This is a genomic window from Gemmatimonadota bacterium, from assembly GCA_041390105.1.
GTDB lineage: Bacteria > Gemmatimonadota > Gemmatimonadetes > Longimicrobiales > Gaopeijiaceae > JAGQIF01.
Genome location: JAWKQO010000001.1, coordinates 393,764 through 409,604, shown reverse-complemented (window position 1 = coordinate 409,604; position 15,841 = coordinate 393,764). Strand labels below are relative to the sequence as shown.

At 67.9% G+C, this 15,841-nt stretch carries 14 protein-coding genes; 6 read left to right on the top strand and 8 right to left on the bottom strand.

From position 1 onward, the window contains the following. Positions 1–229 precede the first annotated feature (229 nt). Positions 230–2,617 (top strand): polysaccharide biosynthesis tyrosine autokinase, encoded by a 2,388-nt coding sequence (locus tag R3E10_01815; GenBank protein ID MEZ4414468.1) that lies wholly within the window; start codon positions 230–232, stop codon positions 2,615–2,617. 96 nt (positions 2,618–2,713) lie between these two features. On the opposite strand, the gene R3E10_01810 is transcribed toward R3E10_01815, so the two are convergent. Further along, positions 2,714–3,637, bottom strand: coding sequence for a response regulator (locus tag R3E10_01810; GenBank protein ID MEZ4414467.1), 924 nt, complete (start codon positions 3,635–3,637; stop codon positions 2,714–2,716). 480 nt (positions 3,638–4,117) lie between these two features. On the opposite strand from R3E10_01810, the gene R3E10_01805 reads away from it, so the two are divergent. Together R3E10_01805 and wecB are read left to right on the top strand one after the other, a co-directional pair. Beyond that, complete coding sequence (locus R3E10_01805) at positions 4,118–4,915, top strand: hypothetical protein (protein ID MEZ4414466.1); 798 nt, start codon at positions 4,118–4,120, stop codon at positions 4,913–4,915. 8 nt (positions 4,916–4,923) lie between these two features. Next, the gene (wecB, locus tag R3E10_01800; GenBank protein ID MEZ4414465.1) at positions 4,924–6,039 is read left to right on the top strand and encodes a UDP-N-acetylglucosamine 2-epimerase (non-hydrolyzing); all 1,116 of its coding nucleotides are present in this window, start codon (positions 4,924–4,926) and stop codon (positions 6,037–6,039) included. Here the strand turns inward: wecB and R3E10_01795 are convergent. After that, on the bottom strand, positions 6,029–7,558 hold the full coding sequence (locus R3E10_01795) for a hypothetical protein (protein ID MEZ4414464.1): 1,530 nt from the start codon (positions 7,556–7,558) through the stop codon (positions 6,029–6,031). The two genes, wecB and R3E10_01795, sit on opposite strands and share 11 nt — an antisense overlap. A 104-nt stretch (positions 7,559–7,662) precedes the next feature. On the opposite strand from R3E10_01795, the gene R3E10_01790 reads away from it, so the two are divergent. Genes R3E10_01790 through R3E10_01780 form a run of 3 tightly spaced genes read left to right on the top strand, consistent with a single transcriptional unit; the run spans position 7,663 to position 9,323 of the window. Next, positions 7,663–8,568 (top strand): glycosyltransferase, encoded by a 906-nt coding sequence (locus R3E10_01790; GenBank protein MEZ4414463.1) that lies wholly within the window; start codon positions 7,663–7,665, stop codon positions 8,566–8,568. A gap of 51 nt (positions 8,569–8,619) precedes the next feature. Then, positions 8,620–9,006, top strand: a complete 387-nt coding sequence (locus R3E10_01785; GenBank protein ID MEZ4414462.1) for a hypothetical protein — start codon at positions 8,620–8,622, stop codon at positions 9,004–9,006. A 23-nt stretch (positions 9,007–9,029) separates the two neighbouring features. Then, positions 9,030–9,323: a hypothetical protein gene (locus R3E10_01780; protein ID MEZ4414461.1), complete on the top strand. Its 294-nt coding sequence runs from the start codon at positions 9,030–9,032 to the stop codon at positions 9,321–9,323. A gap of 27 nt (positions 9,324–9,350) precedes the next feature. Here the strand turns inward: R3E10_01780 and R3E10_01775 are convergent, their stop codons facing one another. From R3E10_01775 to R3E10_01750, 6 genes are all read right to left on the bottom strand, one after another. Then, positions 9,351–10,964 (bottom strand): GMC oxidoreductase, encoded by a 1,614-nt coding sequence (locus tag R3E10_01775; protein MEZ4414460.1) that lies wholly within the window; start codon positions 10,962–10,964, stop codon positions 9,351–9,353. After that, on the bottom strand, positions 10,961–11,401 hold the full coding sequence (locus R3E10_01770) for a hypothetical protein (protein MEZ4414459.1): 441 nt from the start codon (positions 11,399–11,401) through the stop codon (positions 10,961–10,963). Before R3E10_01770 ends, R3E10_01775 begins: the two co-directional genes overlap by 4 nt. Next, complete coding sequence (locus R3E10_01765; GenBank protein MEZ4414458.1) at positions 11,398–12,276, bottom strand: NAD-dependent epimerase/dehydratase family protein; 879 nt, start codon at positions 12,274–12,276, stop codon at positions 11,398–11,400. The genes R3E10_01770 and R3E10_01765 overlap by 4 nt, the downstream gene beginning before the upstream one ends. A gap of 10 nt (positions 12,277–12,286) precedes the next feature. Then, complete coding sequence (locus R3E10_01760) at positions 12,287–13,321, bottom strand: glycosyltransferase family 2 protein (GenBank protein ID MEZ4414457.1); 1,035 nt, start codon at positions 13,319–13,321, stop codon at positions 12,287–12,289. Between the two features lie 81 nt (positions 13,322–13,402). Beyond that, the gene (locus R3E10_01755) at positions 13,403–14,917 is read right to left on the bottom strand and encodes a hypothetical protein (GenBank protein MEZ4414456.1); all 1,515 of its coding nucleotides are present in this window, start codon (positions 14,915–14,917) and stop codon (positions 13,403–13,405) included. A 1-nt stretch (position 14,918) separates the two neighbouring features. Next, positions 14,919–15,836, bottom strand: coding sequence for a glycosyltransferase (locus tag R3E10_01750; GenBank protein ID MEZ4414455.1), 918 nt, complete (start codon positions 15,834–15,836; stop codon positions 14,919–14,921). Positions 15,837–15,841: the final 5 nt, after the last annotated feature.

The following is a 15,841-nucleotide window of genomic DNA, read 5'->3' as shown; positions in this document are numbered from 1 at the left end:
AGTTGGCAACAACTGTGCCGCACCACCGCAACAAGGCGGAGCCGGAATCAGGGGCCCGGCCGCGTGTCGCGTCCGGTCAACGCCCGTACTTTCGCCCCTGTGCGGTATGAGCGCGATCCCGGTACTCAGATTGCTGATAGAAGGAACGGACCCTCCGGAGTCGGGTGAAACACGGGCCCCCCCGGTCAGGGTACGGACACTGCGAACAAACCTCTAGCCGACCGAGCACATGTCCGAACTGCTGCCCCCAGGGGGCCACGGACCGATCCACCCCGTACCCAGCGACCCGCGCTTCGCCGGGCCGCTCCTCGACGCGCCGCCCGAGGAGGAATCCGGGGTTTCCTGGCGTCGGTACGTCTCCGCGGTCCTTCGGCAGAAGTGGCTGCCGGCCGCCACGCTCCTGATCGGAGCTCTGGCCTCGGCCGGCGTCTGGATGTGGATCCAGCCGGAGTACGAGGCTTCCGCCAGCCTCTGGGTGGAGCCCGAGTCCGACCCCCGGCGCGGGCCGATTCAGCCGCAGCAGCTCCTGCAGGAGTACGCCTGGGTCGACCTGCTGACCTCTCCGCCCGTGGTCGAGCCGGTGGTGAAGGAGCTCCGGCTGTACGTGCAGCCGACCGAGGCGAAGGACTCGGCGGCCGTGGCCCGCTTCAACGTCTCGGAGAGTCCGCTGGCCGGGGAATTCCGCCTGGCTGTGGACCCGGAGGGCGGCCGCTACACGCTGACGACCGATCGGGGCGAGCTCCTCGAACAGGGCGAGGTCGACGCACCCATCGGGCGTGCTCTGGGGTGGGACTGGAAGCCCGGCCGAACCGAGCTGACGCCGGGCCGGGTCATCGACTTCACCGTTCGGGACCCGGGAGCGCTGGCGCGCCAGCTCGGGAACCGCCTGACCCCGCAGGTGCGGGGGCCGGCGTCGTTCATCCACCTCACGCTCCGCGGGTCCGACCCGCGGATCGTCTCCGAAATCGTGAATCGAGTGGCCGAGCAGCACGTCAAGATGGCCACCGAGCTCAAGCGGGCCAAAGCGGACGACCTGACCCGCCAGCTGGCCGAACAGCGGGACCGCGTCTCCCAGGAGCTCCAGGAGAAGGAGCTCTCGCTGGAGCAGTACCGCATCCAGACCATCACCCAGCCCAATGAGCGGGCGGTGGTCACTCCCGGCCTGCAGATGACCCAGGGCCCGGTGATGCAGGACTTCTTCCAGAAGCGGCTGCGCCTGGATCAAATCGAGCAGGACCGGCGCCGGATCAACGCCGCTCTCGCTGCCGCACCGTTGAACATCGAGGCGCTGGAGTACGTCCCCTCGGTGCAGAACTCGCGGCCGCTCATGGGGGCGATCGCGGAGTTGACGACCGCCAACGCGGAGCTGCGCGTCCTCAAATACCGCTATACGGACGAGGACCCGCGGGTTGTGGAAAAGCGGAATCAGATCGAGACCCTCGAGCGTCAGGTGATCCCCGGCCTGGCCCAGACCGTCCTGGACGGGTTGGCCGCAGAGGAAGTGCATCTGCAAGAGGACGTCGATGACGCCTCCGCCGAGTTGCAGAACATCCCGCCCCGGCAATTGCAGGAGGATCGTCTCACCCGGGACGCACAGAGCGCGCAGGTCCTCTTTCAGGACATCAACAACCGCTACGAGAACGCCCGCCTGGCTGCCGCCAGCACGGTACCGGACGTGCGCGTCTGGAGCCGGGCCAGTCCCCTGGCGCCGCCGGTGCCGGATCAGCGCCTCAGCATGGTGCTGGTGATCCTGGCCGGCAGCCTCGCCATTGGCGTGCTCGGTGCGATCCTGCTCGATCGCCTGGACCCCCGGGTGCACTACCCTGAGCAGGTGACGTCCGAGATGGGGCTCACCATCCTGGGGGCGGTACCCCCCATCCTGCGCGACCCCGGCAAGCGGGGCGAGGAGAACACCCTCCAGGTGGTGGAGGCCTTCCGGGAGCTGCGCCTGAATCTGCTGTACGCCTACGGAAGCGCGGGCCCCGGACCTCTGCTCCTGACCATCACGAGCCCGGGCAGCGGTGATGGGAAGTCGTTGATCACCGCGAACCTCGGCGTCGCATTCGCCGAGTTGGGCCGCAAAGCGCTCATCATCGACGGCGACACCCGCCGGGGTGACGTGCACCAGCTCCTGGGCCGTTCCCGCAAGCCGGGGCTGACGGACTACCTGGCCGGCAACGCCGCCCTGTCGGAAATCATCCAGAAGACCGAGTACGACTCGCTCGACATCATCAGCTCCGGGTCGCGGCTGGCGCACGCGCCGGAGCTGCTGGGCTCCCTAGAGATGAGGGAGTTGTTCGCCGATCTGAAGACGCAGTACGGGGTGATCCTGGTGGATAGTCCGCCGCTGGGCGCCGGGAGCGATGCGTTCCTGCTCGGCACCCTCACGGGCACGCTCGTCATGATCCTGCGCACCGGCGCCACCAACCGGGAGCTGACCTTGGCCCGCCTCGGGCCACTGGCACGCCTGCCGGTGCGGATCCTGGGAGCCATCCTCAACGACGTGCAGCCAGGTGGTGTCTACCGCTACTACACGTCCTACCTCCCGGGATACGGCGCGACCGAGGAAGGCGACGAGTCCGAGCGGGCCGCGCTCTCGGCGGCCAGCGAGGTCTAGCCCGACCATTTCGCGAGAAGACGAAACACGAAGGGCTCCCGCGGCGATCCGCGGGAGCCCTTTTCTTCAGTGCCCCTCGTTCGCGTGTTGGACGCCTCAGGCCCGCTCGTAGCCGAAGATGCGCTGACCGTTCCCCTCGTCCTGGGCTCGGCGTAGCGCGAGGGTCGCGCGTGTGAGGAGATCCACGGGAATCACGGATGTCCCCGCGTGGCCCGGGATCGCGTACACGCCCGCACGAAGCCGCAGAGGCCGCGCGAAGAGCGCCTCGGTGGAGGGGTCCAACCGGGCCAGCAGGCGCTCGGCGAGCCGGTTGGCCCCTTCTTGATCGGTTCCGGCGGCCACCACCACGAAATCGGCGTCGCCCAGGCGGCCAAGCGTGTCGGACAGTCGGGTGGTGGCCGTGATGCCCACCGCCATCTCTTCGCTGAGCCGTTCGGCGCTACGACGGTCCAGCGGATCCCCCTCGGAGCGATCGGGCCCTACCACCACGCAGGCCACAGGGCGTTGGTAGCGGGCTGCATCTGCCGCCACCTCGCCCACGCGGCGCAGCACGCCGCGAATGTTGTAGAAGCCGGTGGTCGGGTCGAGGAGCCCCTCCTCCCGGGCAGAATCGGCGTCCATCTTGGCGGCGACGAAGGCCCGGAGCTGCGGAACCAGCTGCCCACCCTCGAACGGGGCTTCGAGCACTTCCCATGCACCCGATTCGAAGCTCTCCACCCGAGAGGCCGGGTCGAGTGCGCGCTCGGACACCATCACGATCGGGGTGGACGACCGGACGGTCGGCACCCGCGCCAGCGCCCGGACCACGTCCGGGCCCGTCGCGTCGGGCAGGATCAGGCCGATGAGCAGCAGGTCGGGGCGCACCTTGCCCAGCAGCTCCAGGGCCTGGCGCCCTCCAGCTGCACGTAGCACCGCAAAGCCGTGCCCGCCGAGGAGGTCGACCAGCGACGACGCCAAGGCGTCATTCCCCTCGACGACCAGAGCCAGAGGCGTCCGGTCGGATGTCTCGTTTTCGACCATTCGGTTGAAACCACGGGGGTGGGTCGCCGCACCGCTCACCCAACGGCCGGCAGGATTCGGCCCTGCATCTTCCATGCGCGTGTGCGCGTGCGCCAGGGGGCACGGGCACGGGCGCACAGAGCCCGCATGATGACTGGGTTCGAGCGGTCTGTCGGGCCGTGGCCGCGACCGCTCGTCTTGCGTGCTTCGTGGCAGGCGAGCGAGACTCTGTTGCGGGAACGCAACCACACTCGCCTACGTGGGGGTCGCAAGACGAGGGCGAGTGGCACAAAACGTGTTGCCAGTCTTCGCCTTCGCGCGGGGAAGCCGACCCGGGGGTCGCGGCCCCGATCTTGACCTGTGGACCTCCGCTTTCCCGCGCTAGACCCGGGGAGATCCCTGCTCCGCCCGAGAGACGAATCGGGGACGGCAGGGGCCCTGCGGTGAAAGGCCAGCGGGCCGGACAAAGGCCCAGAAACCCAGTGGAGAACGACACTCGCCATGACCAAGCACGGAGCCTTCGCCGCGCTGATGCTCCTTCTGTCGCTGTTCGCGACGGCCGGCGTCTCCGCCCAGGTCCCCCCGATCCGCACGCAGCTCGGTGGCCTGCAGATGACCCGCAGCGACCTCGAGACGCTCCTGGACCGCAACCAGGAGGTCGTGGCCTCCTCGGCGTATTCCGGGTCGATGCGTGAGCGGGCCAGGCGGGATATCGACATGATCCTCCAGCGCCTGCGGGACGGTGACTTCCGCATCGGCGATCGGATCATCCTCCTGATCGAGGGAGAGTGGCAAACCGCGGATACCTTCGTTGTGGAAGCGGGCCCCCAGATCACCCTGCCCGTGTTGGGCGCGATCGGCTTGCAGGGCGTGCTCCGTTCCGAGCTCGAGGAGCACCTCACGAAGCAGCTCTCGCGCTTCATCCAGCAGCCGGTGGTACAGGCGGAGTCGACCATCCGCCTGATGGTGACGGGAGCTGTCAACAATCCCGGTTTCTTCAACGTTCCCTCCACGCTCCTGGTGGGAGAAGCGCTCATGCGGGCGGGCATTCAGCAGGCCTCCAATCTCGATCGGGTGCGCATCACGCGCCGGGAGTTGGACCGCGAGGTCGACATCTGGGAGGGCGACCCGTTGCAGGATGCCCTCGTGCAAGGGCTCACGCTGGATCAGATGAACCTGCAGGCGGGCGATCAGTTCGTGGTGCCCGCCAATGTCAGCTCGGCGGTCTGGGGGCGGGTGGCCCGTGGGGCCATCATCCTGGGCAGCTTCCTGATCTTCGGCGTGCGCATCTTCTTCTGATCGCATCCATGCCGCACATCATCCATGTGGCCGGCGCCCGGCCCAACTTCATGAAGATCGCCCCCATCGTCGATGCCTTTGCGCGCGAGGGTACGCTTCGTCAGACACTGGTCCACACCGGCCAGCACTACGACAGCGCCATGTCGCACATCTTCTTCGACGAGTTGGGGATTCCGCGACCGGACGTCGATCTCGGCGTGGGCTCTGCATCGCACGCTGTGCAGACCGCCCGCATCATGATCGAGTTCGAGAAGGTGGTGCTCGACTCGCATCCGGACCTGGTGCTGGTCGTGGGGGACGTCAACTCCACCGTCGCCTGCGCCCTGGTCGCCGCCAAGCTGGGCGTGCCGGTGGCCCATGTGGAAGCGGGACTGCGATCGTTCGACTGGGGGATGCCGGAGGAGATCAACCGCGTCGTGACCGACCGCCTCTCGGATCTTCTGTTCACCACCGAGGAAAGCGGAAACCACAACCTGCGCGCCGAAGGCGTCCCCGACGAACGCATCCACTTCGTCGGGAACGTGATGATCGACACCCTCCTTGCCCATCGTGACCGAGCGCTCGCCACCGGGATCGTCCAGCAGTTGGGAGTCAAGCCGGGTTCCTATGGCGTGGTCACACTCCATCGGCCCTCGAATGTCGACAGCCTCGAGACTCTGGGGCCGATCGCGGAGGCGCTGGCGCACATCGCGAAGAAGCGGCCGATCCTTTTCCCTGCCCATCCGCGCACGCGGGCCAACCTCGAGCGTTTCGGTCTCATGGAGGCCCTGGGAGACGTGCGCATCCTGGCGCCGCTGGGATATCTGGAGTTCTTGGGCCTCACCGCTCAGGCTGGATTCGTACTCACGGACTCCGGCGGGATCCAGGAGGAGACCACCGTGCTGGGAGTGCCCTGTCTGACGGCGCGCCCCAACACCGAGCGCCCGGTCACGGTCACCGAGGGCACGAACCGCCTGATCGAGCCCACCCGGGACGCCATCCTCGATGCGGTCGCCTCACTGGAGAACGCTCCGGTAGGCGGTGGTCGTCAGCCACCCTTGTGGGATGGTCATGCCGCCGAGCGCATCGTCGATGTCGTCAAGGCGTTTCTGCGCGAACGCTCCGGCGCCCCTGTCAGGACGTGAGGACGCGATAGAGCGCGAAGTCGCCGCTGCGCTCCACAAGCTGGAAGCGCTCCGGGTACTCCACCACCAATCGCTGCCACTGCTCCACCGCCAGGTGCGCTTCGCCATCCAGGCTCCCCACGATCACATGCGTAAGATCGAGCGCGGCGAGTTCCTGGAACACGGCCTCGTCCACACGGGATCCGGCGAGCGGAGCGGCAGGAACGCCCACCTCCCACGTCAAGGTGCGCGCCTTGTAGAAGGCGACGCGGACGGACCTCGCTCCGGCTTCGCGGCGCACGGCCGCGAACATGGCCGCCACGTCTGCGTTCTCTCGAATCGGCACGGGTCCGGGGTCCCGAACCACGCGGCCCAACGTGAGAGCCGCCAGCGCCATCACCAACACCACGACGCCGGTCCGTGCGCGCTCCGCCCTCTGCATGGCCCAGCCGAGGAGCGCGCGCGTCCCGGCCGCCAACCCGAAGGCGATCACTGGCGCCACGGGCCAGAGGTAGCGATCGGTGCGTAGCGAGAGAAGCAACAGCATGCACACGTAGGCGAACATCAACAGCACGCCAAAGCTGCGCCACCGGCGCATCCCCCAGCGGCCCGCCCCCACTGCGATGGGCAAGGACGCGGCCAGGTGATACGCCTGGTTCAGTCGCTTCCAGGGGAAGGGATAGGCCTCCAACTCGAAAGCGCTGCGGGTGTAGAGGGAGAGGTTCTCGGAGAGTCCCACGAAGGCGGGCCCGGTCTCCTTGGGCTCCGGCGCGCGGCTGCGCGCCGTGCGCAGCGCATCCAGAACGTACTGCGGGGGCGCCGGTACGCGACTGGCACCGAAGATCAGGAAGACCCAGGCGAAGGCGCCCCCCGTAGCGACACCGGCGAGCCAGGGCTTGACCCCTTGCTCGCGCCAATTGAGCAGACCGAACGCCAGGAAGGCCGGGACCAGCGGCAGAGCCGCGATCCGGTAGAGCACGGCCATGACCGCGAGCAGCGCCAGAAGGGTCGTCCTACCCCAGCTCCAACGGCCCTCGCGGTCCGCGATCCAGGCCACAGCCCACAGCAGCGCGCAGAAGATCAAATCGGGGCCCGGAGTGGCGATGGCGTGCACCTGCACCAAAGCGACCGCCGTGACCATCATGCTCAGCGCACCGGAGACGGGGTCGATCCGACCGAAGTACAGCCCGCCGAGCAGGACGAAGGCGATGGCACCCAAAAGGGACAGCGCATCCGGAATCCAGGCCTGCTCCCCCAGAAGGGCAAACGCCGGGGCCACCGTGAGCGGATACCCCGGCGACTGTACCGGCGGGCCCACCCCCCACTGGAGCGGGGAGAACAGGTAGCCGGTATCCGCGTAGGGCCGGCCCTCGACGAGGGCGCGGGCGTGCAGCAGGTACTGGGCGTAGTCGTCCGCTTTGGCGTCCGGACCCAGCGTGGCGTCCCGGAGCCCGAAGACGAGCAGGAGCACCAAGGCCAGGACCCCGATGCGCCGAGCCAGCGCCAGCCCCCCGCTCTCGCCCCCTTCACTCCAACTCATGTCGCCACCCACACGCTGAGATCGCCCTGGCCCGGATCCAACCGGGGTACGAGACTTGCCACACCTCCCGTCCGCAAGGAGCACGCCCACGCCTGCCCAGGACCATGAGCTCGATCACGGACGCTTCCGCCGCCCTTACCGTCGTCGTTCCCTTCGTGAACCGCTGGAGCGATTTGGAGGGCTGCCTGACCGCCCTGGCAGAGCAAGAGGGCGCCGCCGTCCATGTGATCGTCGCGGAGCGCCTGGGCGGTGACGTCGCAGCTCGCATCCGTGAGCGCTTCCCCGAGACGGAGGTGTTGTCCGCGCCGCCGGGGACCACGATTCCCGACCTGCGGGCGATGGCCTTCGACCGGGCCCACTCGCCGTCGGTTGCGGTGATCGAGGACCACGTTGTGGTTCCCAGGGATTGGGCGAAGCGCATGCTGGCCGCCCGCGAGACGGCTCGCGTCGTGGGGGGAGCCGTTGCCAACGCCGCCAGCGAGCGCTGGGTGGACGAAGCGGCTTTTCTCTGCGAGTACAGCCACCTCCTTCCCCCGATTCCCGCCGGGGTCGTCGACGGCATCACCGGCAACAACACCGTCTACGACCGCGCTTTGTTGGAGAAGCACCATGACGTGACCCACGCGGGTCTCTGGGAGAACCACCTTCACGACGCCATCCGTGCCGACGGCGTCGACCTGGTGTGTCACCCGGATATCGTCGTGGGCCACAAGATGCACTACACGGTTGGCCTCTACCTCTCGCAACGCTACCTCTACTCCCGCTCCTACGCCGGAGCGCGTGCGGCCGCCAGTCCGTTCCCCAAGCGGATGGCCCTGGCCCTGGCCTCCTTCGCGCTTCCGCCCTTGCTCTTGATGCGCATCGTGCGCCGTTGCCTCGACAAGGGCGTGGATCGCGGAGTCCTGCTGCGCTCTCTGCCCCTGCTCGCGCTGTTCGTGGGCGGCTGGGCCTGGGGCGAGGTCGTCGGATCCCTGCTCGGACCCGGCGACGCACTTTCCCGGATCCGCTGAGGGCGCGTTGCCTCGTCTCCCCCCGCTCCCGATATTGAGCGTAGGTGAGCCGTGATCCCACAGACTCAGGACCCCGTGACGAACGACGGCAATCAGATCCCTCGCACGCTGGCGATGGCCTTCGCGCCCCTCCACAAGCGGGCCCTCGGCACGGCAGTGGGCTTGGCCGTCGGCCTGGTGATCTTCCTGGTCACGGCGGTGTACCTGCTGCGCTCTCCCGACCCCGGCTTCGATCTCGGGCTCCTGAACCAGTACTTCTACGGCTACACCGTGAGTTGGGCGGGGGCGTTCATCGGGGCCGCCTGGGGCTTCCTGGTGGGCGCCGTCATCGGCTGGTTCATCGCCTTCGTCCGGAACCTCGTCCTGGCCGTGTCGGTCTTCGCGGCTCGAACCCGCGCCGAGTTGACCGCGACCCGCGACTTCCTCGACCACATCTGAGTCCCCTGCAGAGAGCGAACCCGGTGTCTACTGAGCAGGATGCGCAAGAGCTCGAGCTGGCGCTTCGGAAGCTGAATGAACGGGCCTGGGGATGGGCCTTCGGACTACTGTTGAGCTTCGGGCTCTTCTTCGCGACGGTCTTCCTGGTGCTGAAGGGCGGAGTCAACATGGGCCAGCACCTCAGCCTGCTCGGGATCTTCCTCCCGGGCTATCGCGTCTCGTGGGCGGGGGCCTTCATCGGCTTCGTGTACATGTTCGTGATCGGCTACGGTCTGGGTCGGCTCGTCGGCAGCGTCTACAACCGTCTGGTCGGCTGAGGACGGCCTCCTCGCCGCCGCCTCCCCTCACCCCTCGGTTACCCGCTCGGCGATCCGCACGGCATTCGCCATCAGCGTGAAGGTGCCGTTCTTGGCAGGTAGGAACGGGAACGTGATCCCGTCCACCAGATAGAGGTTGTCCACGTCGTGGCTCCGCCCGTCCGCGGAGGAGGTGAGCGGCTGCACCTCCCGCCGCATCGGCAGCAGGCCGGCGTAGTGCACGCTGGCCCCCATGGGCCGCACGTGCATCATCCGCGCAGGCGCCACGCATCCGAGCGCCCGCAAAGCCCGTCTCACCCGACCGAGTGCATCTCGCATGCGGTCCGGCTCGTCGGCCGGGGGCGCGTACTGTAGCTCCAGCGCTGGCAGGCCGGAGGCGTCCGGGGCACCCAGTCGAGCCCGATTCTCGGCGCGGCGCGTGTCGTGGAAGTTCACGTTGACAACGCCCAGCGCCGCGTGCAGCACGTTGGTGACACGCAGAGAATGCGCGAGTGCGAACGGTAGCTGTTGAGCCACGGGGTGCAGGAGCGCGGTCTTGAGCGTCGTGATCTGACAGTGCACGTAGTGGCGCGGGTCCTCCGACGTCAGTCCCATCCCGAGCAGATGGTATTGATAGGTCTGTGGATCGTACCGACGCCCCAACATCCCCAGGTTGACGAAGGGAACCAGGACCTGGCGGTTGTCCATCAAGCCCGTGAGCTCCGGAGCCGATCCGTCTCGTTGGAACAGCGATCTCAAGAAGATCCGAGCGCTCGACAACGTTCCGGCGGCGAGCGCGACACGCTCGGCGGGGAGCCGCCAGGGCCGGCCCGTCTCCACCTCGACCCCCACCACCGCGACGGCGCGGCGACCGTCCAGCTCCAGGGCATCCACGCGAATACCGGGTCGATACTCGAAGCCTTCATAGCGCCGGCACTCCGCGAGCGTGGTCGACGGTGTGTAGAGTGCGTGTGTTGGACATCCCCACAGGCAGCGGCCCAGCCGGCCACACGCCGGCCTCTCTCCGAGCGGGCGACTGAGCGTGGCCACCCGGGTGCGCCCCATGTAGCACCGCAAGCGCGCCTGCAAACGGCCGCGACGCCGACCGTACGCCGCCATGAGGCGCGTCGAGTGCTCATCCAGCGGCAAAGGCGGCTGCAGGTGTTCATGCACAGGGAAGAAGCGGGCCAGGTCGTCGGCCTCTCCGCTGACGCCGATGCGCCCCGCCACCTCGTCGTAGGCCGCGAACATGTCGTGGGGGGCCACCGGGAAGTCCGACAGCTCCGCCTCATTCAGCGGGTAGCACCCCGCCGTCCAGGTCTCGGCCAAGCCCCCAAGCGCATATGAAAACAGTGGGTCGAAGCCCTGGCTACGAACCTCGACGCCCGGCGGCTGTGCGAAGATGTACTGCTTTCCCGGCGGGAATCCGTAGAACTCGGAATCGTCGTCCGGGAGGACCACGCCTTCGAGCCGATCCCCCAGGAAGTATCCGGCCGGATCGGGAAGCTCCTCTTTGAGCTCGACCATTCCCCGCTGCGGGAGCGCAGGCGGCGGTGCGGTGAAGCCCACGTCGAGCAGCGTCACCCGCACCCCTCGCCGAAGCAGCGTCAGCGCGAAGTGGAGCCCGCTCGGTCCGGCGCCCACCACCACGACGCCGCTCATGGCGTCGTCGCCCGGGAGCGGAGATGCGAGGGCCCGAAGCGGACGACGCCGACCGACAAGCGGAAGAGCGCCGCGACGCCCGCCCCGACGAGCGTCAACGCGGCCGGCAGCCGCCCGAGCGGTGCCTGCTCGAACACCCGGTGATGAGGGGGAAGCGTCTCTGCCAGCGCGAAGAGGAGCACGAGCTTCCTACGGAGCAACCCCCGTCGGTCGAACAGAGCGGCATAGGCGTCGGCGACCCGGGCCCAGCCCGGCCCGCGACGAGCGGTACCCAACAACGCCTGGTCCAACGCTGTCCACGGCCGCTGAAAGGAAGGATGCCCGTGGCCCAGCCTGTACTTCTCGATCAGCACCGGAGTGGCCGGCTCCCCCGTAAGGGCGAGACACAGGATCCGGCACTCATCCTCGAGGGTCGCGGCATCCTCAGCGGGGGTCATGCGAGGGCGTCCCGCAGCGTCGTATCGAGGTCACGGAAGCCGGCCATGCGGTCGGCTACCCAGGGATGGGGCTCGGCCACGGCATCCTCCACGAAGGACGAAAGCTGGGCCGCCGTGACGGGCGAGCGGTCTCCCAGCACGGCACGCAGTAGTCCCGCCATCAGCCGCAGCGGGGCCAATGGGATGGGCAACCGAGGGGCTCCCCCCTTCCCTTTGACGACTCGAATGCGGCGGAACAGGTCGGCCATGCTGACCGTTTGCGGGCCTCCGACTTCCAGGACCTGGCCGGCCGGCATCTGCTCCGCCAACAACAGCACCGCTGCCAGATCCCGCACATCGACCGGCTGTAGGCGCACCTTGCCACCGCCCGGAAGCGGGACCATCGGCAGACAGGCCAGGCCGGCCAGCTTGTCCAGGTTGGGCGCACCGCGTCCGAGGATCAGCGTCGGGCGGACGATCACCCATTCCAGCGCCGAGGCACGGACGAGGCGCTCGGCCTCGAGCTTGGAGGCAGCGTACGGGTAGTCGGCGATGGAGCTGAAACGAACGGCGATGCTCGAGACGAAGACGAAGCGACGCACACCGGCTGTGCGGGCCGCCTCCAACAGCGCCCGCGTCCCCTCGACGTTCACCTCAGCGTAGGCCTCGGGTGCGGCAGCGCCGGTCTGGGCCGCGAGGTGCACCACGGTTTGAACGCCGGACAGGGCCGCCGCACCGACGCCGCGGCGAAGGTCACCTGTGACCCAGTCGACCCCGTCGCGGGCGGGGCCCCCGGCGCGGGAGAGCGCCCGCAGGGGCGTGTGAGCGGTGACCGCCTGATCGACCAGCGCCCGGCCCACGAGACCACGGGCGCCCGTCACGCAAAGAAGGCTCACGGGGGGCGTGTCAGAACGTCCGTGGAGGCGCACCCGCCGACGCGGACTCCGCCGTCAGGTTTACGCGATCGGCCACCACGTACATGGGGCGCGGCTTGATCTCATTGAAGATGCGACCGATGTATTCGCCGAGGATCCCCAGGCAGATCAGCTGCACTCCTCCGAGGAAAAGCATCGCCACCATGATGGTGGCCCAGCCCTCCACAGTGACTCCCACGGCTTTCTGCACGAAGACACTGACGAGATACACGAAGGCGAAGGCCGACGCGGCGTAGCCCAGCCAGGTGGCCAGCTTCAGGGGGACAGTCGAGAACGCGGTGATGCCGTCGAGCGCGAACTTCAACATCTTGCCCATCGGGTACTTGGTGGCACCGGCGAAGCGCGCTTCGCGCCGGTACGGTACGCCGGTCTGCCTGAACCCTACCCAGCTCACCAGTCCACGCACAAAGCGGTCCTTCTCGCGCATCAAGCGCAACTCCAGCACCGCTCGCCGACTCATCAGGCGGAAATCGCCGACGTCGACCGGGATCTCGATCTTCACCAGACGTTTGAGCAGCCGGTAGAACGCCGCGGCGGTCCACAGCTTCAACCGGGTCTCCCCCTGCCGATCCACCCGCTGGCCGTAGATCACGTCGTAGCCCTCCTCGAGCTTCGCGACCATGTCGGCAATGACCTCAGGCGGGTCCTGGAGATCGGAGTCGATCACTGCCACCGCATCCCCGCTCGCGTGATCGACTCCAGCGGTGATCGCGATCTGGTGACCGAAGTTGCGAGAGAACCTGAGCACCTTCACCCGCGTGTCGCGCCCGGCCAAGGCGTTCAACAGAGCGAAGCTCTGGTCCGCGCTGCCGTCGTCCACGAACACCAGCTCGAGGTCCCAGCCCGGGATGGTCGACAGCGCCGTGGTGGCCCGGTCGTAGAACGCCTGGATGACCTGCTCTTCGTTGAAGACCGGCACCACGACCGAGAGGAGGCGCCCAGCGCCCTCCCCTGCTTCGGTCCTGGTCTCGGTCCGCCCGGAGGCAACCTCGGTGTCCACGTTCATGGGCGTTCCTCTCGATAGGTCCGCATCACGTCCGACATCGGCTTCCCGACCCGCAGGATGGTGTAAGGAGCACGCACCTCGCTATACCTCGCCCCCGCCCGCCGTCGTGCTGGCGAGCCGCCGCCACATCCACCAGGTCGCCAGTCCCACAAGGGTCAGGAGCACCGGTGGGAGCCAGGCACTCGAAAGCACGGGAGTGCCCTCGGGCCGGGTCATGCGCAGCACTGTGAGCCAGGGTAGCTGCACTCCGTCCCTGAACAGGATCGCCCAGGAACTGAAAGCCTGCTCCCGAACGGAGGCGATGACCCAGGAATGGATCAACGCCGCCGCAGCCACCCCCCGGAGGAGGTTGCGGGGCAGCCGCTGCAGATGATCCACCGCCGTCATGAAGAGGAAGGGCACGATCGGCAGTAGATACCGGAACCCTGTGTTCCACTGCATGCGTGAGTACTGATTGGCAGCGCAGAAGACCAGGTAGGCCAGGACGAAGGCGGCGATGAACCACCGCTCCGGGCGCGGTATCACCAGCTTGTCCCGAGCATACCGCCAAGCAGGCAGCAATCCCAACGCCAAGAGAGGCGCGAAGGGCACCATCCCCCACCGCGGGGAGAACAGGTTGAGCAGGAAGAGATCGGGCGCGGGCCAGGCGAATCCCCGCCACCCCCGATCGGTGTAGCTGACGTCCGGCATCCAGTACTGCCCGGGAAGGAACGGATTGCGGAACATCGCCCACTGCGAGAACAGCAGAAAGGCGACGGGCGGGACGCTGCCGAGCACGAACGGGATCGACTCCCGGAAGGAGCGCAAGAACCCGACTTCCTTCCAGCGTACTCCCACCAGATACCCGTAGAGCGCCAGCAACGGCACCACACCGCTGTAGTCGGTAGCCAGGGCGATGCCCGCAAGGAGACCTGCCCAGGTCCTGCGGCCCAACGAAGCCGGCGCTCCGGCCTCACGCGGCCACAACAGCCAGAACGCCCCGAAGGTCGCGTACATCGTCACCATGTTGTGGCTCAACGCCGAGGTGCGAAAGAAGATCGGCGTGGCGAACCCGAGCAGGAACGCATACGTGGTGGCTCTGCCCTCGGACAGGCCGCGGCCTCGAAGCATCTGGAAGAACAGCACCAGCATCAGCGCCGACAGGGGAGCCATGAAGAGCCCCGTCGTGATGGCGGTGGCCCCGCCAAAGCGGAGGTCCAGACCCTGTTGCGTCACCCGCTCGAAGAAGGCCTTGCGGTTGGGGTGGTTGTCGTAGGTCCGGTACTCCCCGCTCGGCGCCTCTCCGGCGCCCAGGGTGCTCCGCCGCCGAATCTCCAGGAAGTCGAGCGGAGCATCCAGGAGATAGAGTGGCACCGCTGCGAACAGGGACGTGATGACGTTGTTGCCGACGTAGGCATGCCCGTCCGTGTGGACGAAGATGTCCGGGTGGAAGCCCGCGTACTCGTCCACGCGTAGATCGTGATGGTCCACCAGCGCGAATGCAGGGTAGTGCTCGCGCTCCACGTTCGTGGCGAAGAACGCGCTGAACAGAACCCAGGCAGCCACGAAGATCTGCACCGCCCGGCGCGATCCCAGATCGATTCGATTCACTGGCATCTCACACGCTCCGTCCGGTGACCGTGCCCGTCGCTTCCCCGGCGGCCCAGGCCACGAGAAAGACCAGGATGGCGGGAGTGGCCGCGAGGAACCGTCCCAGGGAACGGCCACGTCTCTGCAGGCGCTGCACGAGCAGCCGCGTCCAGACTACCAGGGGCAGCACTGGAGCTGCCGCCGCATGAACGAGCCTGGAGAAACCGGAGTCGGTGCGCGAGCGCGTGTACCCAAACACCCGTCCCCAGTGGAAGCGTTCGGCCACCGCGGCACGAAGGCCGATGTGCACGCGGCCGTGCTCGACCACCACACTGGGATCCAACACCAGGGGCTGCCCTTCCTGCTGAACGGCCCAATGGACGACGGTCTCGTGATAGCGCTCTTCCCACAGGGAGCGGGTGGACTCCAGGATGGGACGAGCATAGGAGACGTTCACGTCGCTGACGTGGGCTCGAGGCCCTGCCGCGAAGGGGAGCTGATACCGACCGTAGTCGCAGAAGTAGACCGCCCAACCGAGCAGACCCTCCACGCGAGGCTCGACTGCACCGCCCAACGCGCCCACGGGCGACCGCCGATGCGCGCTCACCAACTGCCGGGCCCAATCGGGGCGAGGCACGGATCGGTCTTCGATCAGTGCCACGTGCGCGCCCTGCGCATGTCTCAACCCGTGAGCCCGCCGACGGTCGTACAGCTCGTGCTGTCCGCCTTCGTGCCGAGCGCTCACGGGAATGGTCCCCATGGCCAAGGCACGCACGCCTTTCCATCCCTGTACCTGCTCTTCCACCCCGGGCAGGTTGGAGTCGTAGGGGACCAGCACCTCCATGGACGGTGCATCGGCCTGAGCGGCGAGCGCGGTCAGGCAACGCCGCAACGCTGCTCCTCCCTCGACGATGGTCACGATCACCGTAAGCTCCGGTCGGTCCATGGCTC